At 68.5% G+C, this 25,993-nt stretch carries 28 protein-coding genes and 1 riboswitch; of the genes, 13 read left to right on the top strand and 15 right to left on the bottom strand.

Annotation, left to right across the window (positions count from 1 at the left end; all coding sequences use genetic code 11):
- Positions 1 to 14: 14 nt before the first annotated feature.
- Entirely contained in the window at positions 15 to 359 is a 345-nt protein-coding gene (locus ATSB10_RS08910; protein WP_236886536.1) for a DUF190 domain-containing protein, read from the bottom strand.
- Between the two features lies 1 nt (position 360).
- The gene (gene crcB, locus ATSB10_RS08905) at positions 361 to 744 is read right to left on the bottom strand and encodes a fluoride efflux transporter CrcB (RefSeq protein ID WP_063674410.1); all 384 of its coding nucleotides are present in this window, start codon (positions 742 to 744) and stop codon (positions 361 to 363) included.
- Positions 745 to 831: 87 nt separating this feature from the next.
- Positions 832 to 893, bottom strand: a riboswitch (Fluoride riboswitch).
- 91 nt (positions 894 to 984) lie between these two features.
- On the opposite strand from crcB, the gene ATSB10_RS08900 reads away from it, so the two are divergent.
- Positions 985 to 2,244 carry a multidrug effflux MFS transporter gene (locus tag ATSB10_RS08900; protein WP_063672231.1) on the top strand — a complete coding sequence of 420 codons (1,260 nt, stop codon included), beginning with the start codon at positions 985 to 987 and terminating at the stop codon, positions 2,242 to 2,244.
- 114 nt (positions 2,245 to 2,358) lie between these two features.
- Positions 2,359 to 4,623, top strand: a complete 2,265-nt coding sequence (locus ATSB10_RS08895) for a DUF5916 domain-containing protein (protein ID WP_063672230.1) — start codon at positions 2,359 to 2,361, stop codon at positions 4,621 to 4,623.
- Positions 4,624 to 4,636: 13 nt separating this feature from the next.
- Here the strand turns inward: ATSB10_RS08895 and ATSB10_RS08890 are convergent, their stop codons facing one another.
- Genes ATSB10_RS08890 through ATSB10_RS08870 form a run of 5 tightly spaced genes read right to left on the bottom strand, consistent with a single transcriptional unit; the run spans position 4,637 to position 7,672 of the window.
- Positions 4,637 to 5,134, bottom strand: coding sequence for a hypothetical protein (locus tag ATSB10_RS08890; protein WP_063672228.1), 498 nt, complete (start codon positions 5,132 to 5,134; stop codon positions 4,637 to 4,639).
- A gap of 40 nt (positions 5,135 to 5,174) precedes the next feature.
- A complete protein-coding gene (minE, locus tag ATSB10_RS08885; RefSeq protein WP_063672226.1) occupies positions 5,175 to 5,444 on the bottom strand; it encodes a cell division topological specificity factor MinE in 270 nt (89 codons plus the stop codon).
- 5 nt (positions 5,445 to 5,449) lie between these two features.
- Positions 5,450 to 6,265, bottom strand: a complete 816-nt coding sequence (gene minD / locus ATSB10_RS08880; RefSeq protein ID WP_017461335.1) for a septum site-determining protein MinD — start codon at positions 6,263 to 6,265, stop codon at positions 5,450 to 5,452.
- Positions 6,266 to 6,317: 52 nt separating this feature from the next.
- Entirely contained in the window at positions 6,318 to 7,085 is a 768-nt protein-coding gene (minC, locus tag ATSB10_RS08875; RefSeq protein ID WP_063672224.1) for a septum site-determining protein MinC, read from the bottom strand.
- Positions 7,082 to 7,672 carry a GNAT family N-acetyltransferase gene (locus ATSB10_RS08870; RefSeq protein ID WP_063672222.1) on the bottom strand — a complete coding sequence of 197 codons (591 nt, stop codon included), beginning with the start codon at positions 7,670 to 7,672 and terminating at the stop codon, positions 7,082 to 7,084. Before ATSB10_RS08870 ends, minC begins: the two co-directional genes overlap by 4 nt.
- A gap of 181 nt (positions 7,673 to 7,853) precedes the next feature.
- On the opposite strand from ATSB10_RS08870, the gene ATSB10_RS08865 reads away from it, so the two are divergent.
- The 7 genes from ATSB10_RS08865 to ATSB10_RS08835 all read left to right on the top strand — a co-directional run bounded on the left by ATSB10_RS08865 (position 7,854) and on the right by ATSB10_RS08835 (position 16,180).
- Positions 7,854 to 9,086, top strand: a complete 1,233-nt coding sequence (locus tag ATSB10_RS08865; RefSeq protein WP_063674409.1) for a sensor histidine kinase — start codon at positions 7,854 to 7,856, stop codon at positions 9,084 to 9,086.
- A 123-nt stretch (positions 9,087 to 9,209) separates the two neighbouring features.
- Positions 9,210 to 9,851: a response regulator gene (locus tag ATSB10_RS08860; protein ID WP_017461331.1), complete on the top strand. Its 642-nt coding sequence runs from the start codon at positions 9,210 to 9,212 to the stop codon at positions 9,849 to 9,851.
- A 277-nt stretch (positions 9,852 to 10,128) separates the two neighbouring features.
- Positions 10,129 to 11,502, top strand: coding sequence for an SRPBCC family protein (locus ATSB10_RS08855; RefSeq protein ID WP_236886535.1), 1,374 nt, complete (start codon positions 10,129 to 10,131; stop codon positions 11,500 to 11,502).
- Between the two features lie 179 nt (positions 11,503 to 11,681).
- Positions 11,682 to 12,614 carry an ABC transporter ATP-binding protein gene (locus ATSB10_RS08850; RefSeq protein ID WP_063672218.1) on the top strand — a complete coding sequence of 311 codons (933 nt, stop codon included), beginning with the start codon at positions 11,682 to 11,684 and terminating at the stop codon, positions 12,612 to 12,614.
- Positions 12,611 to 13,345 (top strand): ABC transporter permease subunit, encoded by a 735-nt coding sequence (locus ATSB10_RS08845; protein WP_063672216.1) that lies wholly within the window; start codon positions 12,611 to 12,613, stop codon positions 13,343 to 13,345. Before ATSB10_RS08850 ends, ATSB10_RS08845 begins: the two co-directional genes overlap by 4 nt.
- Before the next feature lie 2 nt (positions 13,346 to 13,347).
- A complete protein-coding gene (locus tag ATSB10_RS08840) occupies positions 13,348 to 15,225 on the top strand; it encodes a GldG family protein (protein WP_063672214.1) in 1,878 nt (625 codons plus the stop codon).
- 85 nt (positions 15,226 to 15,310) lie between these two features.
- Positions 15,311 to 16,180: a cytochrome c oxidase assembly protein gene (locus ATSB10_RS08835; RefSeq protein WP_425478190.1), complete on the top strand. Its 870-nt coding sequence runs from the start codon at positions 15,311 to 15,313 to the stop codon at positions 16,178 to 16,180.
- A gap of 13 nt (positions 16,181 to 16,193) precedes the next feature.
- Here the strand turns inward: ATSB10_RS08835 and ATSB10_RS08830 are convergent, their stop codons facing one another.
- Complete coding sequence (locus ATSB10_RS08830; RefSeq protein ID WP_063672210.1) at positions 16,194 to 16,670, bottom strand: copper chaperone PCu(A)C; 477 nt, start codon at positions 16,668 to 16,670, stop codon at positions 16,194 to 16,196.
- The gene (locus tag ATSB10_RS08825; protein WP_063674408.1) at positions 16,667 to 17,245 is read right to left on the bottom strand and encodes an SCO family protein; all 579 of its coding nucleotides are present in this window, start codon (positions 17,243 to 17,245) and stop codon (positions 16,667 to 16,669) included. Before ATSB10_RS08825 ends, ATSB10_RS08830 begins: the two co-directional genes overlap by 4 nt.
- Before the next feature lie 81 nt (positions 17,246 to 17,326).
- Between ATSB10_RS08825 and ATSB10_RS19845 the strand changes: the two genes are divergently transcribed.
- Both ATSB10_RS19845 and ATSB10_RS08815 read left to right on the top strand, forming a co-directional pair.
- Complete coding sequence (locus ATSB10_RS19845) at positions 17,327 to 17,746, top strand: DUF423 domain-containing protein (RefSeq protein ID WP_335645883.1); 420 nt, start codon at positions 17,327 to 17,329, stop codon at positions 17,744 to 17,746.
- A 94-nt stretch (positions 17,747 to 17,840) separates the two neighbouring features.
- Positions 17,841 to 18,182, top strand: a complete 342-nt coding sequence (locus tag ATSB10_RS08815) for a hypothetical protein (RefSeq protein ID WP_083966155.1) — start codon at positions 17,841 to 17,843, stop codon at positions 18,180 to 18,182.
- A 22-nt stretch (positions 18,183 to 18,204) separates the two neighbouring features.
- On the opposite strand, the gene ATSB10_RS08810 is transcribed toward ATSB10_RS08815, so the two are convergent.
- The 3 genes from ATSB10_RS08810 to ATSB10_RS08800 all read right to left on the bottom strand — a co-directional run bounded on the left by ATSB10_RS08810 (position 18,205) and on the right by ATSB10_RS08800 (position 20,704).
- Positions 18,205 to 19,545: a serine aminopeptidase domain-containing protein gene (locus ATSB10_RS08810; RefSeq protein ID WP_169816710.1), complete on the bottom strand. Its 1,341-nt coding sequence runs from the start codon at positions 19,543 to 19,545 to the stop codon at positions 18,205 to 18,207.
- Positions 19,546 to 19,555: 10 nt separating this feature from the next.
- Positions 19,556 to 19,741, bottom strand: coding sequence for a type II toxin-antitoxin system antitoxin (locus ATSB10_RS08805; RefSeq protein ID WP_063672206.1), 186 nt, complete (start codon positions 19,739 to 19,741; stop codon positions 19,556 to 19,558).
- 93 nt (positions 19,742 to 19,834) lie between these two features.
- Positions 19,835 to 20,704 (bottom strand): SPFH domain-containing protein, encoded by an 870-nt coding sequence (locus ATSB10_RS08800; protein ID WP_063672204.1) that lies wholly within the window; start codon positions 20,702 to 20,704, stop codon positions 19,835 to 19,837.
- Between the two features lie 183 nt (positions 20,705 to 20,887).
- Between ATSB10_RS08800 and purT the strand changes: the two genes are divergently transcribed.
- Positions 20,888 to 22,078, top strand: coding sequence for a formate-dependent phosphoribosylglycinamide formyltransferase (gene purT / locus ATSB10_RS08795; RefSeq protein WP_063672202.1), 1,191 nt, complete (start codon positions 20,888 to 20,890; stop codon positions 22,076 to 22,078).
- A gap of 45 nt (positions 22,079 to 22,123) precedes the next feature.
- Positions 22,124 to 23,617, top strand: coding sequence for an FMN-binding glutamate synthase family protein (locus ATSB10_RS08790; RefSeq protein ID WP_063672200.1), 1,494 nt, complete (start codon positions 22,124 to 22,126; stop codon positions 23,615 to 23,617).
- A gap of 193 nt (positions 23,618 to 23,810) precedes the next feature.
- Here ATSB10_RS08790 and ATSB10_RS08785 read toward each other — a convergent pair whose 3' ends face one another.
- The 3 genes from ATSB10_RS08785 to tesB form a co-directional block, all read right to left on the bottom strand.
- Positions 23,811 to 24,530: an arginyltransferase gene (locus ATSB10_RS08785; protein ID WP_063672197.1), complete on the bottom strand. Its 720-nt coding sequence runs from the start codon at positions 24,528 to 24,530 to the stop codon at positions 23,811 to 23,813.
- Positions 24,531 to 24,640: 110 nt separating this feature from the next.
- Entirely contained in the window at positions 24,641 to 25,033 is a 393-nt protein-coding gene (locus ATSB10_RS08780; protein WP_063672195.1) for a putative signal transducing protein, read from the bottom strand.
- Positions 25,034 to 25,046: 13 nt separating this feature from the next.
- Positions 25,047 to 25,913: an acyl-CoA thioesterase II gene (gene tesB, locus ATSB10_RS08775; RefSeq protein WP_063672193.1), complete on the bottom strand. Its 867-nt coding sequence runs from the start codon at positions 25,911 to 25,913 to the stop codon at positions 25,047 to 25,049.
- Between the last annotated feature and the right edge of the window lie 80 nt (positions 25,914 to 25,993).

Genomic DNA, 25,993 nt, shown 5'->3' with positions numbered 1-25,993 from the left:
CGGCGGCGTCCCGGTCAGTCCGTGCCGGTCACCCCGAACTCGGCCGGGAAGCGGGCCCAGAACAACGGCGCCCTGTCCTCGCGCACCAGGGCGGTCAGCGTCTCGGCCTCGGCCGCACTGACCAGGAACTCGACCAGCACGGTCTGCTCGCCGGCGCACTCGAAGAACGTCGCCTCGTGGATCCGGCCGTGCCGCCCGTAGCCGGCGATCGCCTTGAACGCCGAGCCACCGTGTACGCCATGCTTGCGTGCCGCTTCCAGCAGCCATTCGTACAGCAGCTTGCCGTGGTGCTTCTGGTTCTCGTGCATGTAGAAGCGCAGCGAGTAGCCGTTCATCGTGTTGCCCTCCGGGGTATCCATGTCAGCGCGTCAGCACGCGCACGAGGCTGAGGCCCGCCACGGTCATGGCCAGGGTGCCGAACAGGTGGGCGCTGACGATCGCCACCATCCAGGCGTACTGCTGGCGCAGCAGCAGGGTGATGGTCTCGCTCGAGAAGGTGGAGAAAGTGGTGAGTCCGCCGAGGAAGCCGGTGCCGATGAACAGCCGGGTCGCCGGCGAAAGCGCGCCATATTGCGCGAACACGCCCATCGCGATGCCCATCAGCAGGCCGCCGAGCAGGTTCGCGCTTAGCGTGCCCAGCGGCAGGGTGGGGAACAGCGGGTTGAGCAGCAGGCCCAGGGCCCAGCGCAGCACGGCGCCGAAGAAGGCACCGAAGCCGACGGCCAGCAATGAGATCAGATCCATGCGCATCCGGATTCCAGTAAAGGTGGAGCGGGTGCGGCGGGCATCTTCGGGGATCGCCCGAAAAAATGCCCGGCCACCCCGCGAGGGGTTCGACCAGGCATCATCAGCCTTGCGGCGGTTCGGGGAGGCATGCCATCTCCCTTGCGTCCCACGATGTTAGCAAACAGGCGGTCGGACCGGTCAAGCGCGGGCCTGCAGGCGATATGCTGGCCGCCCCCGCCGATACCCGCCTGTCGCCCCATGACCGATGCCGCCCCCACCGTTCCGCGCAGCCTGCCGTGGCTGCTGGCGGGGTTGTCGATGATCGGCCCGTTCTCGATCGACGCGGTGTTCCCGGCGTTTCCGCTGATCGGTGGCCATTTCGCCGTGGACGACACCGCGCTGCAGCAGCTGATCAGCGTGTACCTGGTGACGTACGGTGCGATGAGCCTGTTCCACGGCGCGATCTCCGATGCGATCGGGCGCAAGCCGGTGATCGTCGGCGGCATGCTGCTGTACGCGCTGGCCTCCGCCGGTGCGGCGCTGTCGACCTCGTTCGCCATGCTGCTCGGCTGCCGTGCCCTGCAGGGCGCCTGTGCCGGCGCCGGCCTGGTGGTAGGGCGCGCGGTGGTGCGCGACTCGCTGCAGGGGGCCGCCGCGCAGAGACTGATGTCGCGGGTAATGATGATCTTCGGCGTCGCGCCGGTGATCGCGCCGATGGTCGGCGCGCAGCTGCTGTGGCTGGACGGCTGGCACGGCATCTTCTGGCTGCTCACCGCGTTCACCGTGTTCATGGCGATGGCGTTGATCGCGCTGCTCGGGGAAACCCACCCTCCGGCGAGCCGGACCGCGTTCGTTCCGCGCGAGCTGGTGGCGACCTACCTGTCGTTCGGGCGCGACCGGCCGTTCCTGCCCTTGCTGATCTCCAGCACCATCAACTTCTGCGGCCTGTTCCTGTTCATTGCCTCGGCGCCGCGCATCGTGCGCGAGCTGCTGCATCTGTCGGCGCAGGGGTTTCCGTGGCTGTTCCTGCCGGTGGTCGTGGGTCTGGTATTCGGCGCCTGGCTGTCCGGGCGCCTGGCCGAGCGGCACAGCGTGGCTTTCACGGTGAACCTCGGCTACGCCTCGATGGGGGCGGCGTGCGTGCTGCATCTGGCGGGTGGGCTGTTGGCGCCGCGCGGCGTGCTGCCCTGGTCGATGCTGCCGCTGGTGCTGCATGGCATCGGCGTGCAGCTCGCGTTCCCCACGCTGACACTGCTGCTGCTGGATCGCTTTCCGCATCGTCGCGGCGGTGCCTCCTCGGTGCAGGCCTTCGTCAGTCTGCTGCTCAACGCGGGCGTGGCCGGCGTGCTGTCGCCGCTGCTGTCCACCAGCCTGCTGCCGCTGGCGCTCGGCAGCTGCGTGCTCACGGCGATCGGCTGGCTCGCCTGGCGCTGGTATCACGTGACCCTGCGCGAGGAGCCGCCTTCGCCACCACCGCGCGACGTGGAACTGCAGGCACAGATCGCCGAGCCGCGTTGAGCAATTGCCGGGGGAGTGTCCGCGGACACCGGGGATGTCGTGACTTTCTCCAGTCGGCGGCCCGCCACACATTGCCTAGCCTCGCAGGCTGGATCCCCCGCTCCCCGCGACGCCATGACCCTGACCGCCCGACGACTCGTGCCGGCCAACCTTCGTTCGCGCGCCCTCGTGGCGCTGGCGCTGCTCGGCTTTGCCGCGCCCGCACTGGCGGTACGCATCGACGGCCACATCGATCCGGGCGAGTGGCGCGGTGCGAAGCACATCACCGATTTCCGCAAGGTGCAGCCGCTCAACGGCGAGCCGGGCAGCCTGCCGACCGAGGCGTGGGTGCTGTCCACGCCGAAGGGTCTGGCGATCGCCTTCCGCTGCACCCAGCCGCCCGGCGTGCCGCGCACCCGGCAGCGGATCCGCCGCGACGAGAACGCCCAGGTGGACCGGGTCAACCTGATGATCGATTTCAACGGGGATGGCCGCACCGGCTACGACTTCACCGTCACCCTGAGCAACGACATCGACGATGGAGTGATCACCGGCGAGACCACGTTCAACAACGACTGGGACGGCAACTGGAAGCATGCGGTTAGCGAGGACGCCCAGGGCTGGAGCGTGGAGATGCTCATTCCCTGGTACATCGCGCCGATGAAGGCGGCCGATGGCGGCGAGCGCACCGTGCACATGTACCTGGACCGGGTGATCGGCGCCACCGGCGAACGCGATGCCTGGCCGGTGGCCAGCTTCACCCGGGCCCGTTTCCTGTCCGACTTCACCCCGGTGACGCTGCCTGCCTACAACCAGCCGCTGCTGGCGGTCACGCCGTACGTGGTCGGCGTGCGCGACCAGGTGGCCGGGCGCAACCACGGCAACGCCGGTGCGGACATCTTCTGGAAGCCGAACGGGCAGACCCAGCTCACCGCCACCATCAATCCGGATTTCGGCCAGGTCGAGAGCGACGACCTGGTGGTGAACTTCGGTGCCGAGGAAACCTTCTTCACCGACAAGCGGCCGTTCTTCACCGAGAACCAGGGCATCTTCGATTTCAGCCTGCTGATCGACAACAGCCAGCTGATCTATACCCGTCGCGTGGGCGGTCCGTCGGACGACGGCAACGGCACGGCCGACGTGGCTGGTGCGGTGAAGCTCAACGGCAGCGTCGGCGCCACGCAGTACGGCGTGCTGGCGGCACAGGAGAGCGGCGATGCCGGACGCAGCTTCGCGGCGCTGCGGGTGGAACACGATTTCGGCACGCAGGCGCTGGGCCTGCTGGCCACCCGCGTGGATCGGCCGTTCCTCGACCGCCAGGCCAACGTGGTCGGCATCGACCACCGCTGGCAGCCGAACGACAAGCTCACCGTCACCAGCAACGTGGTCGGTAGCCACATCGACCAACAGGGCCATCTGGTCACCGGCGTGGGCGCTACCAGCGTGGTCGAGTACGAGATGAACGAGCGCTGGACCCAGCAGTGGCTGGCCATGCACTTCGACGACAAGCTGGACATCAACGACTTCGGCTACCTGCCGCGCAACAGCCTGAACTACCTGCACTGGGAAGTGCAGCGTCGCTACAGCAACCTGCCGGCGGACTCGAGGTATGCCTCGCATCGCTGGCGCTTCCGCGTCATCGGCATCGACGACGACCGCGGCGTCAAGCTGGAGCGGCAACTGCGGATCATCCGCCAGAGCCAGCTGCGCGATGGCGGCGAGGAAGACATCCAGCTCAACCTCAACACGCCGGCCTACGACGACCTGCTCACCCGTGGCCACGGCGTGCTGCGCACGCCGGCGGTCCACGTGCTGGACTGGCAGCGCACCAGCCCGCGCAAGGGCGACTGGGCCTGGAAGAGCGAGCTGACCGCCGCCGGCAGCGATTTCGCCGGCATGCGCCGGATCGGTTACGAGGTGATGTTCGAGCCGACCTATTTCTTCAGCGACGAATTGAGCTTCTTCGGAGGGCCGGACTACAAGTTCCAGCCCGGCTGGCTGGTGTGGCAGCACGACAACCTGATCGGCAGCTTCGACAGCCACTCGATCCTGCTCGACGCGGGGGTGAACTGGAACATCAGCGGTCACCAGGAGCTGCGGGTGAAGCTGCAGGCGCTGGGTCTGGATGCGCGCCTGCGCGGCGCCTACCGCGTGATGCCGGATACCCGCGCCCTGCGCACGAACGATCCGGTCGACGATTTCAGCGTGCGCAACCTGGGGTTCCAGGTGCGCTACCGCTACGAGCTGGCGCCGCTGTCCGACCTTTACGTGGTCTACGCGCGCGGCGGCTACCTGCTCGACCCGCGCTACGAAGAGGCCGGTTCGCAGTTCCGCCAGAGCTTCAACCTGCGCGACAGCGAGCAGTTGCTGGTCAAGCTGTCGTACCGCTTCGAGCTCTGAGGCGGCGCCGGGCTCAGCCGCGCAGGTCGACCGGCAGGCCGCGATCGAGCAGGAAGCGGCGCGCGTTCTCGGCGTCACGCTCGAACCACGCGCGCGACGAGCCGAGGCGGAAGGTATAGCCCCAGGCATCCATGTCGGCCATCAGCCGGTCGCGCCCGACGCCGGGCAGGGCGTCGGCGAGCACGATCTGCAGGTAGCAGGTGGCGTCCTCTTCCTCGACCGAATCGGTGGCGTCGGTATGCACCCCGGCGCGCCGCTCGGCCGGCAGCACGATCAGGTGGCCGGCCTCGTGCAGCAGCGAGTGCACCGGCGTGTCTCCACGGGCGTAGACGGTGGTGCCGATGATGCCGGCCTCCTCGTCGCCCCAGAAGCTGCCGGGGATCGGCTCGCCGTCGGCGACCGGCGCGAGCATGAGGCCGAAACGGGCGAGCAGCGAGCGCGGAGCGTCCTCGCCGATGTCGGCCAGGCGCAGCACGCTGCCGGGGTCGGGAGCGGGATGTTCGGGATGCATCGGGAGTAACGCGCCCGGCAGGACCGGGCGACGGGTCGGATCAGGCCGCGGGGCCGGGCTTGCCGTCGGGCAGGGCCACGGACAGCTCGAGCACTTCGTGGCCGCTGTCGTGCTCGAGGTTGATCGAGATCGCCTCGATGTCGACCTGCACGTACTTCTTGATCACCTCGAGCAGCTCGTTGCGCATCATCGGCAGGTAATCCGGCGCGCCCCGGGTGGAACGCTCCTGGGCGACGATGATGCGCAGGCGCTCCTTGGCGACGCTGGCGCTGGCTTCGGGCTTGCGCTTGAGGAAATCGAGGATACCCATGCCGATCAGCTCCCGAACACGCGCTGGAAGAAGCCCTTCTTGGTCACTTCGGTGAAGCGCAGCGGCCGTTCCTCGCCGAGGATGCGCGCCACGGTGTCGCCGTAGGCCTGGCCGGCGATCGAGTTGTCGTCGAGGATCACCGGCACGCCGGCGTTGGACGCGGCCAGCACGTTCTCCGACTCGGGGATCACGCCGATCACGCTGATGCCGAGGATTTCCTCGACGTCCTTCACGCTGAGCATTTCCTGCGCGGCCACGCGGGTCGGGTTGTAGCGGGTCAGCAGCAGGTGCTGGGTGATCGCGCCGTCGCCGCGCTCGGCGCGGCGGGTCTTGCTCGCCAGCAGGCCGAGGATGCGATCCGAGTCGCGCACCGAGGACACCTCGGGATTGACCACCACCACCGCCTGGTCGGCGAAGTACATCGCCAGGTGCGCGCCCTTCTCGATACCGGCCGGGGAGTCGCACACCACGTAGTCGAAGCCGTCCTCGGACAGGCCTTCGAGCACCTTCTCCACGCCTTCCTGGGTCAGCGCGTCCTTGTCGCGGGTCTGGCTGGCGGCCAGCACGAACAGGTTGTCGTGGCGCTTGTCCTTGATCAGCGCCTGCTTCAGCGTCGCCTCGCCGTGCACCACGTTGACGAAGTCGTACACCACGCGGCGCTCGCAGCCCATGATCAGGTCGAGGTTGCGCAGGCCGACGTCGAAGTCGATCACCGCGACTTTCTTGCCGGCCATGGCCAGGCCGGTAGCCAGCGAGGCGCTGGTGGTGGTCTTGCCGACGCCGCCTTTGCCGGACGTGACAACGATGATCTGAGCAGTCAAGGGTTCATCTCCCGGGAATTCATTCTTGTTGTAGTGGATCGCCGTGCCCGATTCAGAGCCGCGCGATCATCAATTTTTCACCATCGAGCCAGCATTGCACAGACTGGCCCTCCAGATCCTTGGGGATCTGTTCAAACACGCGGTAATGGCCGGCGATCGCCACCAGTTCGGCGCGGAAATCGGACACGTAGATGCGCGCCTTCTCGTCGCCCTGGGCGCCGGCCATGGCGCGACCGCGCAGACCGCCGTAGATGTGGATGTTGCCGTCGGCGATCACCTCGGCGCCGTTGGCGATGGCGCCGGTGACGATCAGGTCGCGGTCGCGGGCGTAGACCTGCTGGCCCGAGCGGACGGCGCCTTCGTGGTGCTGCGCGCCCAGCCCCGGAGGTGCCGCCGGTGCGACCTGGGCGGGCGCGCTGGCCGCGGGCGCCGGGCGGGACGGTTCGGCGGTGGCCGGCGGCGCCACGTTGCCGTGTTCCGGCTCGTAGGCGGCGCGGAACTTGGCGATCAGCGGCAAGCCCATGCGGGTCGCCAGTGCCTCGGTCTCGCTGGTGCCGTAGGCCAGGCCGACCGGCAGCATGCCGGCACTGCGCACGGCTTCGAGCAGGGCATCGACCGTGCCGTCGTCGGGAAGGTCCAGCAGGTGACTGAGGTCGAGCACTACCGCAGCGCGGGAGAACAGTTGCGGCGCGGAGCGCACGCGGCGCTCCAGTTCGTCGCACAGCGCCGCGGCGTCGGGTCGGCGCACGCGCACGCAGGCGATGCCGACCTGGCCGAAGCGCAGGTCGCAGGCGTCGGAGGTTTCCATCTTGGCGTTCATGCAGGTGATTGAGAGGGGCGGGCCAGGCGTTCGGCCAGCCAGGGAACGTCCGGCAGCCCGCCGTGTTCCAGGTAGGTGTCGCGCACGTAGCCGAAGCTGGGCAGCTCGCGGGCCAGCAGGCTCACCTGCGGACCGTCCTCGCCCATGCGCTGCTGGCCGACTTCCTGGAAGCCGTAGGTGCCATGGAACAGCACCACCACGTCGTCGCGCGGCTCCAGGAACACCTCGCAGGCCAGCAGCGGCACCCGCACCTCGGCATAGCTGATGACGTCGCAGTAGAAGATGCGTCCCAGGCCGTGGCGGCGGAAGGCGTTGGCGATGACGATGCGGTCGATGTAGACGAACTGCGGGTAGCGTCCGGAGAACCAGCGATAGTTCGGGCTGCCGTAGGCGCCGCCCTCGCGCATGGCGATCAGGAAGCCGGCGATCTGGCCGTCGATCTCGGCGACGCGGAAGTAGTCCGCGTGGTCGTAGAAGTAGCGCAGTTGCGTCGCGTCGATGGCGAGGATGGAGCGGCCGGCGGTGTTGTTCAGTGCCAGCACGGCATCCAGGTCGTGCTCGCGCACGTCGCGGATGGCAAGGGCCATTCGTTGCTCCGCTTGGGTGTCGAATCGATTGCCGCGCCGGTCGGCGGGCAGGGCGGCGCATTATGACACGGGGCGCAGCCCCCCACACGCCCGCCGCATCAATGTAAAGCGGTTGTAAATGCGGCGACGGCATGACTTCCCGCGCATTGCAGTGGGCCGGGCGCGGCCTATGATGCGGGGCATGCCCTGGTTCCAGTTCAACCATATACGCGTGCTCCGTTACACGGGGCTGTTCACGTACCTGTGTGTCAGCCTGCCGCTGTGGCCGGGCAACTGGGGACTGGGGCAGGCCAACGTGTGGTGGTGGAGCAACCCGAAGCTGTCGGGATGGGTCGTTTCCTACCTGGTCTACGGGGTCGCCTACGTCCTGCTCACCCGGCCCAGCCAGCTCGAGCCGGGACGCACCCGTCAGTCCGCGACCAAGCTGTTGCTGGTCACCCTGATCACGCTGGCCGCGGTGGCGGTGGGTTGGTTCAGCCAGAGCGGATTGTCGGCGATGCTGATGCTGGTGATCGCCGTACTTCTGCCATGGCACCTGCCGGTGGTCGCCGGTCTGGTCTGGATGCTGGGGCAGAACCTGCTGCTGATCCCGGTGATCGCGAGCTACCAGGGCTGGACGGTCGGCATGGCGATCATGCAGGTCTGCATGTACCTGGGCCTGTCCGCGCTGGTGTTCATCACTTCGACCGTGGCGACCCAGCAGGCCGAGGAGCGTGAGGTACAGCGCCGGCTCAATTCCGAACTGCGCGCGACCCGGGCGCTGCTGGCCGAGTCCACCCGCATCGCCGAGCGCATGCGCATCGCCCGCGAACTGCACGACCTGATCGGCCACCATCTCACCGCCCTCAGCCTCAACCTCGAGGTCGCCAGCCATCTGGCCGACGCCAAGGCCGGGGAGCACGTGCGCAAGGCCCAGGCCACGGCCAAACATCTGCTCTCGGACGTGCGCGAGGCGGTCAGCGAGTTGCGCCAGGACGATGCGGTCGACCTGACCCAGGCCCTGCGCAGCCTGATCGAAGGCGTGCCGGGACTGGCCGTGCACGTGCAGACGCCGCCGCGTTTCAGTGTGGAGGATCCGCGCCGCGCGCAGGTGCTGCTGCGCTGTGCGCAGGAAATCATCACCAACACCGCGCGTCACGCCGGGGCACGCAACCTCTGGCTGCACTTCGCCTACGCCGAGGACGGCATGCTCGGCCTGCACGCCCGCGACGATGGTCGGGGCGCCAGCAACTACTCCCCCGGCAACGGCATGAGCGGCATGCGCGAGCGCCTGGCTGAGTTCGGTGGCAGCGTGATGGTGGACACGACCCCGATGCAGGGTTTTTCGCTGACCGTGCGCCTGCCGCTGGGCGAGGCCAGCGCCATCGCCCATGCGCCCAGCCGCTTCGAACCACCGGCCCTGAGCCTGCCGTGAGCCGGTCGTGCCTTTGTCCCGCAGTGCCGTGCCAGAATGCTTCCGGCCAGGGGCCGTGGTACGCCAGCAGCGCCGATCCGCGGGAGCGGTCCGGCATCGTCATCCACGCGTTGAGGATCCGCAATGATTTCCGTCTGTCTCGTTGACGACCAGAACCTGGTGCGCCAGGGCGTGCGCTCGCTGCTGGACCTGGCCGAGGACATCCGCGTGGTGGCCGAGTGCGCCGACGGTGCCCAGGCGGTGCTGGAGATTCCCCGGATCAAGCCGGACGTGGTGCTGCTGGACCTGCGCATGCCCAACATGAGCGGGCTGGAGGTGCTGCAGGCACTGTCGGCGCGCAATGAACTGCCGCCGACCATCATCCTGACCACCTTCGACGACGACCAGCTGGTGCTGCAGGGCCTGAAGGCCGGTGCGCGCGGCTACCTGCTCAAGGACGTGTCGCTGGAGCAGCTGGTCGAGGCCGTACGGACGGTGGCCGCCGGCGGTTCGCTGGTGGCGCCGATGGTGACCCAGCGCCTGCTGGCGGGGGTCGGTCGGATCCAGAACCAGTTCACCAGCCTGGAGCAGCCGGACCCGCTGACCGAGCGCGAGACCGAGATCCTCCGCCTGCTCTCCGGCGGCTACTCCAACAAGGAGATCGCCAACTCGCTGAAGGTGGCCGAGGGCACGGTGAAGAACCACGTGTCCAACATCCTTTCCAAGCTGGGCGTGCGCGACCGCACCCGGGCGGTGTTGAAGGCGCTGGAGCTGGGCATCGTCTGAGCGGTTCGGGCGTCCGGCCGTCCATTCGGCGACGCATGTTGGCGGTCCGGGCATGGGCCGCGGAGGCCCGCTGCGCCTCATTTTCGGCCATGGAACGAGTGTTGCGGGTGCGGATGGCGTTCCTCCGCGCGAGCAAGTAACATCCGTCGCTTCGGCATATGCCTCCCCCCCACGGCCGGTTTCCCGGGAAGTCTTCTTGGCGGAGACGGCAATGCTTTCAAGTGCTGCGTAGAGACGCTCGGAGAACCCTGGAATGATGCGTGTTCTTGAATTACTTATGGCCCTGGTCATCGTGGCCGTACTGGCCGTGGTGGTGGGCATTGCGATGCCTGGCAGCGGCCATGTGGAGAGGTCGCTGGTCATCGGCAAGGACATTCGTCAGGTCTATGACGTGCTGAACAATTTCCGTCGTTTCCCGGACTACGCCGAGTTGAACGGCAGCGATCCGAGCATCAAGTACCAGTTCGCCGGCAAGGCCTACGGCCCGGGCGCCGAGATCGACTGGACCGGCGATCCGAAGAAGGCCGGCGACGGCAAGCTGACCGTGGCCAGCGCGGAGCCGGGCTTCGCGAACATCAACGCCGCGGTGAACAACGCCAAGATCGTCTGGAACCTGGACAACGACTGGCGCGGTGCCGACAAGCACTTCACCCTCGACATGTCGCGCGAAGGCCGCACGCACAAGCTGACCCGCGTGAACTGGGCCTACGACGTGCAGTACGGCTGGAACCTGATCGACCGCTACTCCAACCTGTACATCCACGGTGCGCCCGACGCGTTCATCGAGTACAGCCTGAGCGGGCTGCAGAACATGATGGCCTCGGTGAAGAACGTCGACTACTCCGACCTCATTCCCTACATCGTGCAGACCAAGCCGACCCCGGTGCTGATGGTGTCGACCCAGATCGATCGCAAGGGCGGCCTGGATGCGCTGAACGAGACCACCAACGACGCGGTCAAGCTGCTCACCGACACCGCCAAGAAGCTGGGTGTCAACGTCACCGGTCCGCGCATCCTCGTGGTCAGCAACTACGGTGACCAGACCTTCACCTTCGATATCGCGCTGCCGATCGACACGACCACGATCACCGTGGCCGGCCAGAGCCACGACCTGACCGCTGCGGCCCAGCCGCAGCTGCCGAACGCCGCTCCGGCCGCCGCCGGCAGTGCGGCCGCCCCGGCCTCGTCCTCGTCCGCCGCCGCGCCGGCCGACGTGGCCGCCAACACCCCGGGCAGCAACGACAAGTACGGTCGCCTGATCATCGACCAGGACGTCCGCGCCACCATGCTGGCCGGTGGCCCGGCGCTGAAGGGCGAGTGGAACGGCACCTACGCCGGCGTGCCGCAGACCCGCGACGAGCTGGAAGCGTACGCGCAGACCCACGGCTACAAGTACGACACCGTGGTGAACCGCTTCTACGACATCCTGGCCCGTCCGGAGAAGATCGACACCGACAACAACATCACGCAGTACGCGCGTTACGACGTGTACCTGCCGCTGAGCGACGCGCCGGAGCAGACCCCGGAGCAGGAAGCCGGCATGCAGCCGCCGAGCCTCGACGCGCCGGCCGCCTCGGGCAGCGCCGCCGCCCCGGCCTCGTCGTCGACCGCCGCCGCGCCGGCGGACTCGTCCAGCGCCGCGTCGAACTGATCCGCGCGTTGCCGGTCAGAGAAACCCCGTCCGTTCGCGGACGGGGTTTTTTGTTGTCCGCGTTGCCGTCGGCGATCTTTTCGTCCGCGGCCGTGCTTGCGCTACATTGATCCGCTACGCGAACCTGCCATCGGATTGTCCGGGGCACGGGGCGCAACCGCTCGCTTCCTGGCCCTTCGATGATCGAGACCGACCAGCTCACCCGACGCTACGGCAGGTTCACCGCGGTCGACGCCCTGAGCATCCGTGCCGAGCCCGGGCAGGTACTCGGCCTGCTCGGCCCGAACGGCGCCGGCAAGACCACCGCGATGCGCATGATCTCCGGGTTCCTCACGCCGACCTCGGGCACCGCGCGGGTGTGCGGGCATGACGTGCAGGCCGATCCAATCGCCGCCAAGCGCGCGCTTGGCTACCTGCCCGAAGGTGCGCCCAGCTACGGCGAACTGACGGTGCGCGAGTTCCTGGTGTTCATCGCGCGCATGCGCGGGCTGAAGGGCGTGGTCGGCCGCCGCCGCTTCGAGGAGGTGGTGGGGCGACTCCAGCTCGAAGAGGTGCTCGACCAGTGCATCGACACCCTGTCCAAGGGCCTGCGCCGGCGTGTGGGGCTGGCCCAGGCGATCCTGCACGATCCGCCGGTACTCATGCTGGACGAGCCCACCGACGGCCTGGACCCCAACCAGAAGCACGCCGTGCGCCAGTTGATCGACGCGATGGCGCGCGAGCGCACGATCCTGGTGTCCACCCACCTGCTGGAGGAGGTGCACGCGCTGTGCAACCGGGTGGTGATCATCGCGCGCGGCCGGCTGCTGGCCGATGCCACGCCGGCGGAGCTGGAGGCCCGGTCGCGGTACCACGGGGCCGTGTCCTTCAGCGCGCCGGGCAGCGCCGTCTCCCAGGAAATGCTCGGTCGCCTGCCGCAGGTGGCGGCGATCGAGGTCGACCCGCTCGACGGGCGCATCACCGCATTCCCGCGGCCGGGCGAGCGGATTCTCGAGCCGGTGGAACAACTGCTGCGGGCACAGGGCCTGGAGGTGTCCGAAATCCAGCTCGAGCGCGGTCGCCTGGACGAGGTGTTCCGGCAGATCACCACGGCGCCGGAGGTGCAGTCGTGAGTCCGCTGCAAGCCATCGTGCGGCGCGAGCTGCGCAGCTATTTCGTCACTCCGGTGGCGTACGTGTTCCTGGTGATCTTCCTGGCGCTGGCCGGGATCCTGACGTTCTATGCCGGCGATTTCTACGAGCGTCGCCAGGCCGATCTGCAGCCGTTCTTCGCCATGCATCCGTGGCTGTACCTGATCCTGGTGCCGGCGGTATCGATGCGGCTGTGGGCGGAGGAGGCCAAGGCGGGAACCCTGGAGCTGCTGCTGACCCTGCCGGTGCGGCTGTGGCAGGCGATGCTGGGCAAGTTCCTCGCCGCCTGGCTGTTCGTCGGGCTGGCGCTGGCGCTGACCTTTCCGATCTGGCTCACGGTGAATTACCTGGGTCATCCGGACAACGGGGTGATCCTGGCCGGCTACCTCGGCAGCTGGCTGATGGCCGGCGCGTTCCTCGCCATCGGGGCATGCCTCTCGACGGTGACCCAGAGCCAGGTGGTGGCATTCATCCTGAGCGCGCTGGTGTGCGTGCTGCTGCTGCTCGCCGGTCAGGCCCAGGTCGTGGATTTCTTCCAGGAGGCGCTGCCGCGGCGTCTGGTGAACGCGGTGGCGCACCTGAGCCTGCTGCGCCATTTCGAGGCGATCGCCCGTGGCGTGCTGGACGTGCGCGATCTGGCCTACTTTGTACTCAGCATCGTGGCCTGGCTGTCCGCCGGCGCGCTGCTGCTCGACCTGCGGCGGAGTCGCTGAGCATGTCGCGCCGATCGCCATCCCGACGCGGCCGCCTGCGCCTCGCGCTCGCGGCCCTGATCGTGCTGTTCGTGGCGCTCACGCTCGCCCTGAGCCGCTGGGTGCACGTGCCGCGGGTGGACCTGACCGCCGACGGTCTCTACACGCTGTCTCCCGGCACGGTACAGATCGTCGGCACCCTGCACCGACCGCTACGGTTGACGCTGTACTTCTCCGAGCACGCCGCACGCGACCTGCCGCAGCTGCGGAGCTACGAGCAACGGGTGCGCGAGATGCTGCAGGAAATGGTGGCTCGCTCCTCCGGCAAGCTGCGCCTGCAGATCGTCGACCCGGTGCCCTATTCGGACGACGAGGCCAGTGCCGAGGGCAACGGGCTCACTCCGCTCAGCGGCGGCAGCAACGGGGAGCGGGTGTTCTTTGGCCTGGTCGGTACGACGCTGCCGGCCGATGCCGCGCCCGACGGCGCGGGCGGCAAGACCCTCTCGGTGCCGTTTTTCGATCCGGCGCGCGAGACCTTCCTCGAATACGACATCGCCAAGCTGCTGTACGAGCTCAACGAGACCAGCAAGCCGAAGATCGGGCTGATCAGTTCGCTGCCGATCGCCGGCAACCCGGTGATCGGCGAGCCGGCCTGGACCGTGCTGGCCCAGCTGCGGCAGCTGTTCTCGGTGCAGACGATCGACCCGACCACGCTCAAGCACGTGGATGGAAGCCTGAAAGTCCTGCTGCTGGTGCACCCGAAGCACCTGTCCGACGATGCGCAGTACGCGCTGGACCAGTACGTGCTGGGGGGTGGCCACCTGGTGGTGTTCGTCGATCCTGATGCCGAGCTGGACAACGCGCCGTTCGTTGACGCATCCACCGGCGTCACCGACGACCACAACTCCGACCTGCCACGGCTGTTCAAGGCCTGGGGCGTGGTCTACGACGACCACAAGGTGGTGCTGGACCGCTCGCGTGCGCTGAAGATCGAGCTGGGCGACACCAGCTTCAGCCATCCTGCGATGCTTGGACTCGGTGCGCAGGAGCTCAACCGCAATGACGCGGTAACCGCCAGCCTGCAGCAGGTGGACGTGTCCTCGGCCGGGTATTTCGACCTGGCGCAGGACGCCACCACGCGGCTGATTCCCCTGCTGCAGACCAGCGCCGAAGCGCACGTGGTGCCGGTGCAGCGGGTGCTCGAGGCCAGTAGCGATCCCTCGCTGCTGCTGCGCGGCTACACGCCGGACAATACCCGCTACGTCCTGGCCGCACGCCTGCGTGGACCGTTCGCCACGGCCTTTCCGGAGCGGCACGCCGCGGGTCAACTGGCCGCATCGGTGCCCGATGCCGAGGTGATCCTGGTCGCCGACACGGACCTGCTCAGCGACCGCCTGTGGGTGGACACCCAGAGCTTCCTTGGCCAGCCCATGCTGAACGCGTTCGCCAGCAATGGCGACTTCATCGCCAACCTGGTGGACAACCTCAGTGGATCCTCGGCGCTGCTGTCGATCCGCGGACGTTCGACCTCGCAGCGGCCGTTCACCCGCGTGCAGGCCCTGCAGAACGCAGCCGACCAGAAGTTCCTGCTCAAGAAGCAGGAGCTCGAGCGGGAACTGGCCGAGACGCGCAGCCGGCTGGACGAACTGCAGCCCGCACGCGGCTCGCGCGAGGGGCAGGCATCGGCCGAGCAGAAGCGCGAGATCGAGCAGTTCCTGCAGCGCAAGCTGGCGATCAGCAAGGAACTGCGCGACGTGCAGCACCAGCTCAACGCGGAGATCGACGCGCTCGGCCTCAGGGTGAAGTTCATCAACATCGTGGTGATGCCGGCGCTGGTGACGCTGCTCGGGTTGCTCTACGGTTGGCGCCGCACCCGTCGCAATCGGCGCCGACGGGCATGAGGGTGGCAATCTGTCGCGCCAGCGCCGCGGGCGGGCTCGCTAAGCTGACGGGCTTGGCCGGAGGCCGGCCGGGACCGGACGCGTGATGTCGATAGTGCTCAAATGGCTCGTGCCCTGGGAGTTCTCCTGGGTCTTCCTCGCCACGTTCGCGCTGGCCTGCGCGCTCTACCTGCGCGGCGCGCGGCGGCTGGTGGTGCCGAAGTCGCGCCAGCTGACGTTCTGGATCGGCATGGCGATGGTCTACGCCTCGCTGCACACGTATTTCGATTACTACGCGGAGCACGAGTTCTTCATGCACCGCATCCAGCAGGTGCTGCTGCATCATCTGGCGCCGCTGCTGATCATCGCGGCCTACCCGGGCAGCGTGCTGCGTGCCGGCGTGCCGTTGCCGGCGCGGGTATGGCTGCGCCGGCTGGCGCGGGCCTGGCCGGTGCGGCTGGTGGCGGCGGTGCTGCTCAATCCCACCGTCGCCACGCTGACCTTCGTCGCCTTCATCCTGGTCTGGCTGATCCCGCACATGCAGACGCTGGCGATGCTCGACTGGCGCGTCTACCGCTTCATGAACTGGTCGATGGTGATCAGCGGGCTGATCTACTGGTGGCTGGTGCTCGACCATCGGCCGCGACCGCCGGGCCGGATGATCCCGGGCATGCGCGTGCTCTCGCCCGCTATCACGATGACGCCGCAGATCGTCGCGGGCGCCATCGTCACGTTCTCCAAGACCGACCTGTATCCGATCTTCGAGATCTGCGGGCGCGCCTTCACCTTCAACGTGCTCACCGGTCAGCTGATCGGTGGCGTGATCATGTGGGTGCCCGCGGCGATCATCGAGTCGATCGGCGGGCTGCTCGCCCTGCAGCAGTGGCTGCGGCTGTCACGCAGCGGGCGTATCCGTCGCGAGAGCGGCCAGCGCCGGCGCGCGGCGGCGGCCCGCGCGGCACGTTCGGCGGGCTGATCCCACTGGTGGTTCAGTGCTCGTGGCCGGTCGCCGCGTCCGGACCGGCGTCGACCGCATTGGCCGGGCGCGCGAGGAACTGCACGGTGGTTTTCGAGCCGTCCGCGAACTGCAGGGTGACCGGCACCTGCGCTCCGGCCCGCACCGCGGCCGAGCCGTGCATCAGCATGAGGTGGTAGCCGCCCGGCGCCAGGGCGACCTCGCCGTGGGCGGGGATCGTCAGCTTGTCGATCATCTTCATCCGGCCCATGCCGCCCTCGGTGGTGCTCTCGTGCAGCATCACGTGGCCGTAGTCGGCGCTGCTGGCACCGGTCAGCGTGGCCGCTTCGTCACCACCGTTGTGCAGCGTGACGTAGCCGCCGGCCGGCAGCCCGGCGGGCATGACGCGGATCCAGGCATGTTCGGCACGGATCTGCGAGGCCTGGTCGGCATGGGCGGCACCGGCCAGGAGCAGGCCGGCGATCAGGGCGGCGTAGGGGCGTGCCTTCATGATTTCACTCCGGGGGCAAGCAGCAGATGCAGGTCGTGGACCAGGCTGTCCTGCGAGTCCGCCGGGGTGGCGAGCAGGCGGGCATGGCCCTGGGCATCGAAGATGTAGATGGCCGAACTGTGGCTGACCTCGTAGTTGCCGTCGCCCTGGGCGGGCTCGCGGCTGAACGAGGCGCGGTAGCGCTTGACCAGCGCCTCGACGTCGCCGGGAGTGCCGGTCAGGCCGACCGCGCGCTTGTCGAACGCGTTGACGTAGGCATGCATCACCGCTGGCGTGTCGCGGGTCGGATCGACCGACACGAACAGGATGCGCGCGCCGTCGGCGAGCGGGCCCAGCCGCTGCATCACCACGTGCAGGTGCGCCAGCGTCAGCGGGCAGACGTCCGGGCAATGGGTGTAGCCGAAATACAGCAGGTTGACCTTGCCGCGGTAGTCCGCCGCCGTCACCGGCTTGCCCTCGTCGTTGATCAGGTGGAACTCGAGGTCGGGCATGTGCCCGGTCACCTGGGTCAGCCGGAACGGCAGGGGTTCGTCGTGCTGGCAGCCGGCGAGCAGCGCGGTCGTGGCGATGAGCATCGACAGGAGCAGCCAGCGAAAGAGCGCGGATGGCTTCGTGCGAGAATCGGAGGTCGTCATCTTTCCAGCATACGCCAGCCCATGAGCACTGACCCGCACGACGCCGGAAAACGCAGGAGCCTGCGACATCCTGTCGCCCGCGGCGTCGCTTGGTGGCCGGCGCTCGCTGGCGGTGGCGGTGTGCTGCTGGGCGCATTCGGTGCGCATGCCCTGCGTGGCCGGCTCGACGCCGCGGCGATGGGCTGGTGGCACACCGCGGTGGAATACCAGATGTGGCATGCGCTCGCGCTGGCGCTGGCCATGTATGCCGGACGCGGGCGCGCGGGGCGCATCGCAGAAGTGGCCTTCGCGATCGGCATCGTGCTGTTCAGCGGCAGTCTCTACGCGATGGCCCTCGGTGCGCCGCGCTGGTTCGGCGCGATCACTCCGTTGGGCGGGATCGGTTTCGTGGTCGGCTGGATCGCGCTGGGCCGCTCGTTGAGCCTGTCCGGGCGGTCCTGACCGTCATCGCCCTGTCACCGGGATGGCGCACGCTTGCGCCATGGCCGCACTTGCCCACCCGCTCCCGACCGCGCGCCCATGGCGCAGCGCTCTGATGCCCGCGCTGGCCGCCCTGGCGGTGCTGGCCGGGCTCTGGCTGGCGTCAGCCGGCCCGGCCGACGCGCCATCGCGCGATGGTGTGCAGGTGAACCGGCTGGTCCGCTGGCAGGACGCCCAGCGCGACTGGCTGCTGGTGGCGGACCGGTCGTCGCACGAGCTGGTGGTCTATGACGCCCGCACCGGGTCGCCGCTGCAGCGGCTGGGGGCGGACGACGGTCTGGGCGAAGTCGATTCGATCGCGCGTGCCGGCGATCGTCTGCTGGTGCAGGGGGCCGAGGGGCCGGCGAAAGTGCTGACCCTTCCGGATCTGCACGCCGCGGGTCTGGCCGCGCGCTGACGTCGGGTCAATGCCGGGCGCGTCAGCGCACGGCGTGCCGGGCGAGCATCCACGCCGCGATGTCGTGGATCACTCCCGGATCGACGTGTCCGGCTTTGCCGTAGTCGGCCGGCGAAGGTGGCGCGCCTGCCGGCATGAACAGGTGGCTGAGCCCCGGGTAACCGTGCAGGCTCACGCGATGGCTGCCGTGGAACGCCTGCTGCCAGCGTGCGAAATCCGGCCCGACCTGGTAGTCGGCCAGTCCCTGCAGCACCAGCAGTGGCAGGTGCAGGGCGCGGGCCGTGTCGATCGCATCGTAGTCGCGCAGGCTGAGCCAGTAGGCGGCCGGAGCATGGAAGAACAGGCCCTGGGGCGGGTGCCCGGGGTCGGCCCTGGCGATCGCATCGCGCGCGGCTTCCACCGCGGGGATCTGCTTGCCGGCCGCCGCGTAGGCGCCGCCAAGGCTCTCGATGTAGCGCATCTGGCGCGTCACCAGCTCCAGGTTCATGCGCTCGGGGGCGGCCAGCAGTACCGCACCGGCGAGATGGCCGTCCCGCTGCGTGATACGCGGTGCCATGAGCGCTCCCAGACTGTGGCCGACCACGAAGATGCGCGAGGGATCGACATGCGGCAGCGTGCGCAGCTGGTGCAGTGCGGCCAATGCGTCGTCGGTCACTTCCTGGTCGATGGTGATCGGCTGGTCGGCCAGTTGCGGTCCGTAGGCATGGGTGCGCTTGTCGTAACGGAGGGTGGCGATGCCGGCTTCGGCCAGCCCGAGCGCGATGTCGCGCAGTGGCTTGTTCGGGCCGATCGTCTCGTCCATGTCGTTCGGACCGGAGCCGGCCACCAGCACGGCGGCCGGGAACGGTCCCTTGCCCGCCGGAAGGGTAAGCACGCCCGGCAGCTTGCCGGGCGGCGAGGGCACGTCCACCGCCACCTCGCGGATGCCGTGCGGCGGGGCGGCGGCGGGCGCCGCATCGGCTTCTACGGGCAGTGGCGCGAAGAACAGGCCGCCGATGCTGCCGTCCGCCTGGCAGGCGACCCGCATCATCAGCGCGCCCTGCGCGAAATGCAGCGGAGTCTGCACCACCGGCATGCCCCCGGCCTGGGTCACGCTCGGCGATCCGTCCGACACGAACGCGCCGACCTTGGCCGGCAGCATCGTGCTCCATACCTCGGCCAGCTTCGAAGCGGGCAGGGCGGCGGACATGCGCGCATCGAAATGCCGGGTGGCATCGGCGTAGCGACCGCTGCGCAGCGCCTTGAGCACGGCTGCACTCCGGGTGCGGCACAGTGTGGCGGGGTCATCGGCCCTGGCGTGGGCCGGGGCGCCCGCCAACATGGCGACCAGCAGCAGGCAAGCCTGCATCATTCGGTTTTGCACAGGAATCTCCCTATTCGTCGTCGTCCACCGGATCGGGCTTGGCCGGCTTGAGCCGGCCGGCCTTGCGCAGCGCATCGCGCAGCAGGTACTCGATCTGCGCGTTGACGCTGCGCAGCTCGTCCTCGGACCAGCGCTGCACCGCTTCGAGCACGGTTGCGCTGATCCGCAGGGGATAGGCTTTTTTTTCCGCTGCCATGCGCCTTCAGCGGGCGCGATGGCGCCGCGAAGCCGCCGCAGCGACGAACAGGACGATGAAGATGGCAATGGCGTACATGGTTGGCTCCGTCGATCAGTTGTAGAGGCTGCCGGCGTTGACCACCGGCTGGGTCGCGCGGTCGCCGCACAGCACCACCAGCAGGTTGCTGACCATGGCCGCCTTGCGCTCCTCGTCCAGCTCCACCACGCCCTGTTCGCGCAGCTTGTCCAGCGCCATCGCCACCATGCCCACGGCGCCCTCGACGATGCGCTCGCGTGCGGCGACGATCGCGTTGGCCTGCTGGCGCTGCAGCATCGCCTGGGCGATCTCCTGCGCGTAGGCCAGATGGCTGATGCGCGCCTCGATCACCTGCACGCCGGCCTTCTCCAGCCGCGCCTGGATCTCGTCGCGCAGGTGGTTGTTGATCACCTCGCCGTGGCTGCGCAGCGAGGGCTTGTTGTCGTCGTGCGCATCGTATGGGTAGTTCTGCGCCATCTGGCGCAGCGCCGACTCGCTCTGGATGTGCACGAAGTTCTCGTAGTCGTCCACGCAGAACACCGCCTCGGCCGTGTCCAGCACCTGCCACACCACCACCGCGGCGATCTCGATCGGATTGCCGTCGTTGTCGTTGACCTTCAGCTTGCCGCTCTCGAAGTTGCGCACGCGCAGCGAGACACGGCGGCGGCTGTAGAACGGGTTGGTCCAGCGCAGGCCCTCGTCGCGCACCGTGCCGGCGTACTTGCCGAACAGCTGCAGCACCTGGCCCTCGTTCGGCGCGACCTGGAAGAAACCCCTGACCAGCAAGCCGTCCAGCACCAGCAGTCCAACGCCCACGAACAGCGGCGTCCCCGGGGCGCCGCCATCCTTCAGGCCGATCAGCTGGCTGATGCCGAAACCAGCCAGTACCAGGCACACCACCACGAACGGTATGCCTGCTACGGAAAATCCCTGACGCTCGTTCATGACACCTGTCTCCCTTGGTTTAGGGGAATTTGATATCAAAAAGATATCTATTTCAAGTGCCTCTCCGGAAAGATCTCCGCTCGCAGCCTGGTGCGGGTGCCGGCATTGTCCCGGGAGGCCTATACCGTCGCGGAAGCGACAGGCATCTAGAATGGAGCGTTATCCCCAGCTAGAGCCCTGCCCATGAAGCCGTTCGGTACACCTCTCTCCCGCCGCGCGCTGCGCGTGCTCCTGCTCGGGTCCGGCGAGTTGGGCAAGGAGGTGGCGATCGAACTGCAGCGCTTCGCGGTGGAGGTGATCGCGGTGGACCGCTACGCCGATGCGCCGGCGATGCAGGTGGCGCATCGCAGCCACGTGATCGACATGCTCGACGGTGCGGCCCTGCGTGCGGTGATCGAGCAGGAGCAGCCGGACCTGGTGGTGCCGGAGATCGAGGCGATCCACACACCGACCCTGGTGGAACTGGAGCAGGGCGGGCTGAAGGTGATCCCGACCGCACGCGCGGCGTGGCTGACGATGGACCGCGAAGGTATCCGCCGGCTGGCTGCCGAAGAGCTGCAGCTGCCGACCTCCCGTTACCGCTTCTGCGACGACGAGGCGCAGTACCGCGCCGCGGCCGACGCGCTCGGCTTCCCGTTCGTGATCAAGCCGGTGATGAGCTCGTCCGGCAAGGGCCAGAGCGTGGTGCGCGACGCCTCGCAGCTGCAGGCCGCCTGGGACTACGCGCAGTCCGGCGGCCGCGCCGGCAAGGGTCGGGTGATTGTCGAGGGCTTCGTCGATTTCGACTACGAGATCACCCTGCTGACCGTGCGCCACCGCGACGGCACCAGTTTCTGCGCGCCGATCGGCCACCGCCAGGAAGACGGCGACTACCGCGAGTCCTGGCAGCCGCAGCCGATGAGCGAGGCCGCGCTGGCCGATGCGCAGCGGCAGGCCGAAGCGATTACCGCAGCGCTGGGCGGCTGGGGCGTGTTCGGCGTGGAATTCTTCGTCAGGGGCGACGCGGTGATCTTCTCCGAGGTGAGTCCGCGGCCGCACGACACCGGCCTGGTCACCCTGGTCTCGCAGGACCTGTCCGAGTTCGCGCTGCATGCACGGGCCATCCTCGGCCTGCCGGTGCCGGTGATCCGCCAGCTCGGTCCGTCCGCCTCCTGCGCGAAGCTGGTGGAAGGCGAGGGCGTGGCGCCGCAGTACTTCGGCGTGGCCGAGGCGCTGGCCGAGCCGGACACCCAGCTGCGCATCTTCGGCAAGCCGGCGGTGAAGGGGCGCCGGCGCATGGCGGTGACGCTGGCCCGCGACGAGAGCATCGAGGCGGCCAAGGCCAAGGCGATCCGCGCCGCCGCGGCACTCAAGGTGGAGCTGCCGCAGGACTGATCGCGCGCACCCCGCGCAAACCCACGCAAGACAACGGAGGCAGGGATGGAGACGTCTGGATTCGCACATTGGCTGGTCGTGGTGGTGGAGGTGTTCGCCGCGCTGACCCTGCTGCTGCTGGTGGCTGCGGTGCTGGTGGTGCTGGTGACCTGGTTTGTCGACCGCAACCAGACGTCCAATTCGGTGTTGCGCAACTTCCCGGTGATCGGACACTTCCGCTACGGCTTCCTGCGCCTGGGCGAGTTCTTCCGTCAGTACCTGTATTCCAGCGACCGCGAGGAGTTGCCGTTCAACCGCGCCGAGCGGGTGTGGGTGTACCGCGCGGCGAAGAACGCGGAGAACACCAACGCGTTCGGCTCCACCCGCGACCTGCACGCCGAGGGCGAGCCGTTCTTCGTCAACGCACCGTTTCCCGCGCTCGGCGATCGCCACGTCAAGCCGAAGCCGCTGCGGATCGGTCCCTACGCCCGCGAGCCCTATGACCATGCGGCCTTCTTCAACATCTCGGCGATGAGCTTCGGCGCGCTGTCGGCGCCAGCGGTGCGTGCGCTGTCGCAGGGTGCGGCGCAGGCCGGCATCTGGATGGATACCGGCGAGGGTGGGCTGGCGCCGTACCACCTGGAGGGCGGCTGCGACATCGTCTTCGAGATCGGCACGGCCAAGTACGGCGTGCGTACGCCGGACGGCAAGCTGGACGACGACAAGCTCAGGGCGGTGTGCGCCCACGAGCAGGTGAAGATGGTCTCGATCAAGCTCGGCCAGGGTGCCAAGCCCGGCATGGGCGGCCTGCTGCCGGCGGCCAAGGTGACGCCGGAGATCGCCGCGATCCGCGGCATCCCGGTCGGCACCGATTCGCAGAGCCCGAATCGCCACCTGGACATTGGCAACGTCGCCGAGCTGATGGACGCCACCGCGCACATCCGCGAGCTCACCGGCAAGCCGACCGGTTTCAAGGCAGTGTTCGGCGGCATGGCGTGGATCGAGCAGCTGTGCGACGAGGTCGATCGTCGAGGCATCGAGAGCGCGCCGGATTTCATCATCGTCGACGGCGCCGAGGGCGGCACCGGCGCGGCGCCGCAGACCCTGATGGAAGGCGTCGGCCTGCCGCTGCGCGAAGCGTTGCCGGAACTGGTCAATACGCTGATCGCGCGTGGACTGCGCGAGCGCATCAAGGTGATCTGCTCGGGCAAGTGCATCACCGCCTACGACGTGGCCTGGGCGCTGGCAATGGGCGCGGACTTCGTCAATTCGGCGCGCGGTTTCATGCTGTCGCTGGGTTGCATCCAGTCGCTGCAGTGCAACCGCAACACCTGCCCGACCGGCATCACCACGCAGAACCCGAAGCTGCAGCGCGGGCTGGTGGTGATGGACAAGCGTGACAAGGTGGCCAACTATGCGCGCAACGTGATGCACGAGGTGGGCATCATCGCGCACAGCTGCGGGCTGGACGATCCGCGCCAGCTCGACCGCACGCACTGTCGCGTGATGGGCGACGATGGCATCTCGGTGCCGCTGGTCAAGTTGTTTCCCTATCCGTAGCCCCCCGCGCGCCGATAGCCGCGGTCTCGCTCGGCTCCTCGTACCTGTCCGAGCCGCGGATCTGCAACGGACGGAAGCGGCACTTGTGATGCTCCGGCGCATAGACGATCGAAACCGCGCACCTTCTGTAGGAGCGCACCCCGTGCGCGACCGCATGCCGCGTCGATACGACGGTCGCTCACAGGGTGAGCTCCTACGACGCGCTGCCTTCGGCCATCGGCTTCCAGCCGTCCGGCCCGCGGATCTGCAGCGGGCGGAATCGCCGCTTGTAGTCCATCTTCGGATGGCCTTCGATCCAGAAGCCCAGGTACAGCCAGGGGATGCCGCGCCGGCGCGCCAAGTCCACCTGTTGCAGGATGGCGAAGGTACCCAGGCTGCGCGCGGTCTCCTCGGGATCGAAAAACGTATAGACGGCCGAGATGCCGGTCAGGCAGACGTCGGTCACCGCCACGCCGAGCAGCCGCGCGCCTTGGCGAAACTCCAGGAACAGGGTCGGGCTCCACGGCGCGGTGAGGAAGCGGCGGAAGTCGCTGGCCTCGGCCTCGTCCATGCCGCCGCCGGCGTGACGGGTGCGCAGGTAGCGCTCGTACAGGGCGTGGCGCTCGGCGTTGTAGCCCGGGATCGATTCGGTGATGGCCAGATCCGCGTTGCGGCGCAGGCAGCGCTTCTGCGCGCGGTCCGGCCGGAAGCCCTCGACGTCGATGCGGCAGGGCGTGCAGGCCTGGCACTGCGGGCAACTGGGGTAGTAGAGATGCCCGCCCGCCCGGCGGAAGCCGCGCTCCAGCGCCGGCCCATACAGCTGGTCCAGCTGCGGGGCAGCCGGGTCGATGACCAGGTTCTGCGCCGTGCGCTCGGCGAAATAGCCGCAGGCATGGGGCAGGGTCTGGAACAGGCGGACGCGTTCGGAGCGCATGGCTCGATTCTATGCCGCGTCGCGGCATGCGGATCAACCGCCCGGGCGGCGGGTTCGGCCGGGACGCCCCGGCTAGGCGCCGGGGGGCCGTCAGGCGGCCGGCATCGGCCTCAGATCAGCCCCATGTAACGCAGCATCACCAGCAGGAAGGCGCCGGCTACCGCCAGCAGCACGATCCGGCGCACCCGGGTCACCGTGTCGCGGCGCTGGGCCACCGGCGAGGGGTTGCGCGCCTCGGCCAGCACGTCGCCATGGCGGATCACCGGCTCCAGGCCGATCTCCTTCAGCAGTTCGCGCGCACGGGTGTAGTCGTCGGCATGGGTCACCCACACCTGTGGCCACTGTTCGCGGCCCTCGCGCTGCTGCTGGTAGCTGAAGCGCTGGTGGGCGCGCTTGTTCCAGCGCGAGACGTTCTGTACCGAGCATTCGATGCCCTGTTCCCTGAGCAGGGCGACGAGGCGGTCGATGTTGGCCTGGTGGGGCGAGGTGAAGAGCTGGCGCATGGTGATGTCCCGCTCAGCCTTCGCGCAGGCGGATCAGGCCTTCCTGCGCGGTGGAGGCGATAAGGCGGCCGTCGCGGCTGAAGATCTGGCCGCGGGCCAGTCCGCGCGCGCCCTGCGCCGTGGGGCTGTCGAACGAGTACAGCAGCCACTCGTCCACACGGAACGGGCGGTGGAACCACAGAGCATGGTCGAGGCTGGCCATCTGCACGTTGTGGGTCATGTAGGAGATGCCGTGCGGCAGGGTGGCCGTGCCGATCAGGTGGAAATCCGAGGCGTAGGCGAGCAGGGCGCGATGCAGGATCGCCGCGTCGCTGATCGGCGCGGTCAGGCGGAACCAGATGTGCTGGATCGGCGGGCGCTTGACAGGGTGCAGGTCGTCGCGCGGCCACACCTGGCGGAACTCGAACGGGCCGTCGATGCCCAGCCAGCGCTGCAGCTTCACCGGCAGCTTGGCCAGTTCCTCCGGCGACAGATGACGCATCGGCTCCACGTCCTCGGGGGACGGCACCTCGGGCATCGACGTCTGGTGCTCGAAGCCCTTTTCCGGCTCCTGGAACGAGATCGAGCCGTTCAGGATCGGCTGGCCGTGCTGGATCGCCACCACCCGGCGCGAGGAGAACGTGCCGCCGTCGCGGGTGCGCTCGACGCTGTAGACGATCGGCGCCTCGATGTCGCCGGCGCGCAGGAAATAGGCATGCAGCGAGTGCGCCTCGCGACGCGGATCCACCGTGCGCTGGGCGGCGGACAGCGCCTGGCCCAGCACCTGGCCGCCGAACACGAAGCGGGTGCCGATGTCCCGGCTCTGGCCGCGGAACAGATTGTCTTCGAGCCGTTCCAGTTCGAGCAGGTCGACCAGTTCCCGGACGTGTTCCTCGCGCATGTGACGCCTGTGCTTGCCGTGTGGGCCGACAAGTATAGCCGGCCGCGCCGGCAGCACCGGGCGGAGCGGCTCCCGGCCCG

Source organism: Dyella thiooxydans (assembly GCF_001641285.1).
Taxonomy (GTDB): Bacteria; Pseudomonadota; Gammaproteobacteria; order Xanthomonadales; family Rhodanobacteraceae; genus Dyella_A; species Dyella_A thiooxydans.
The sequence above is the reverse complement of the archived record's forward strand: the minus strand, read 5'-3'. Positions and strand labels throughout refer to the sequence as shown.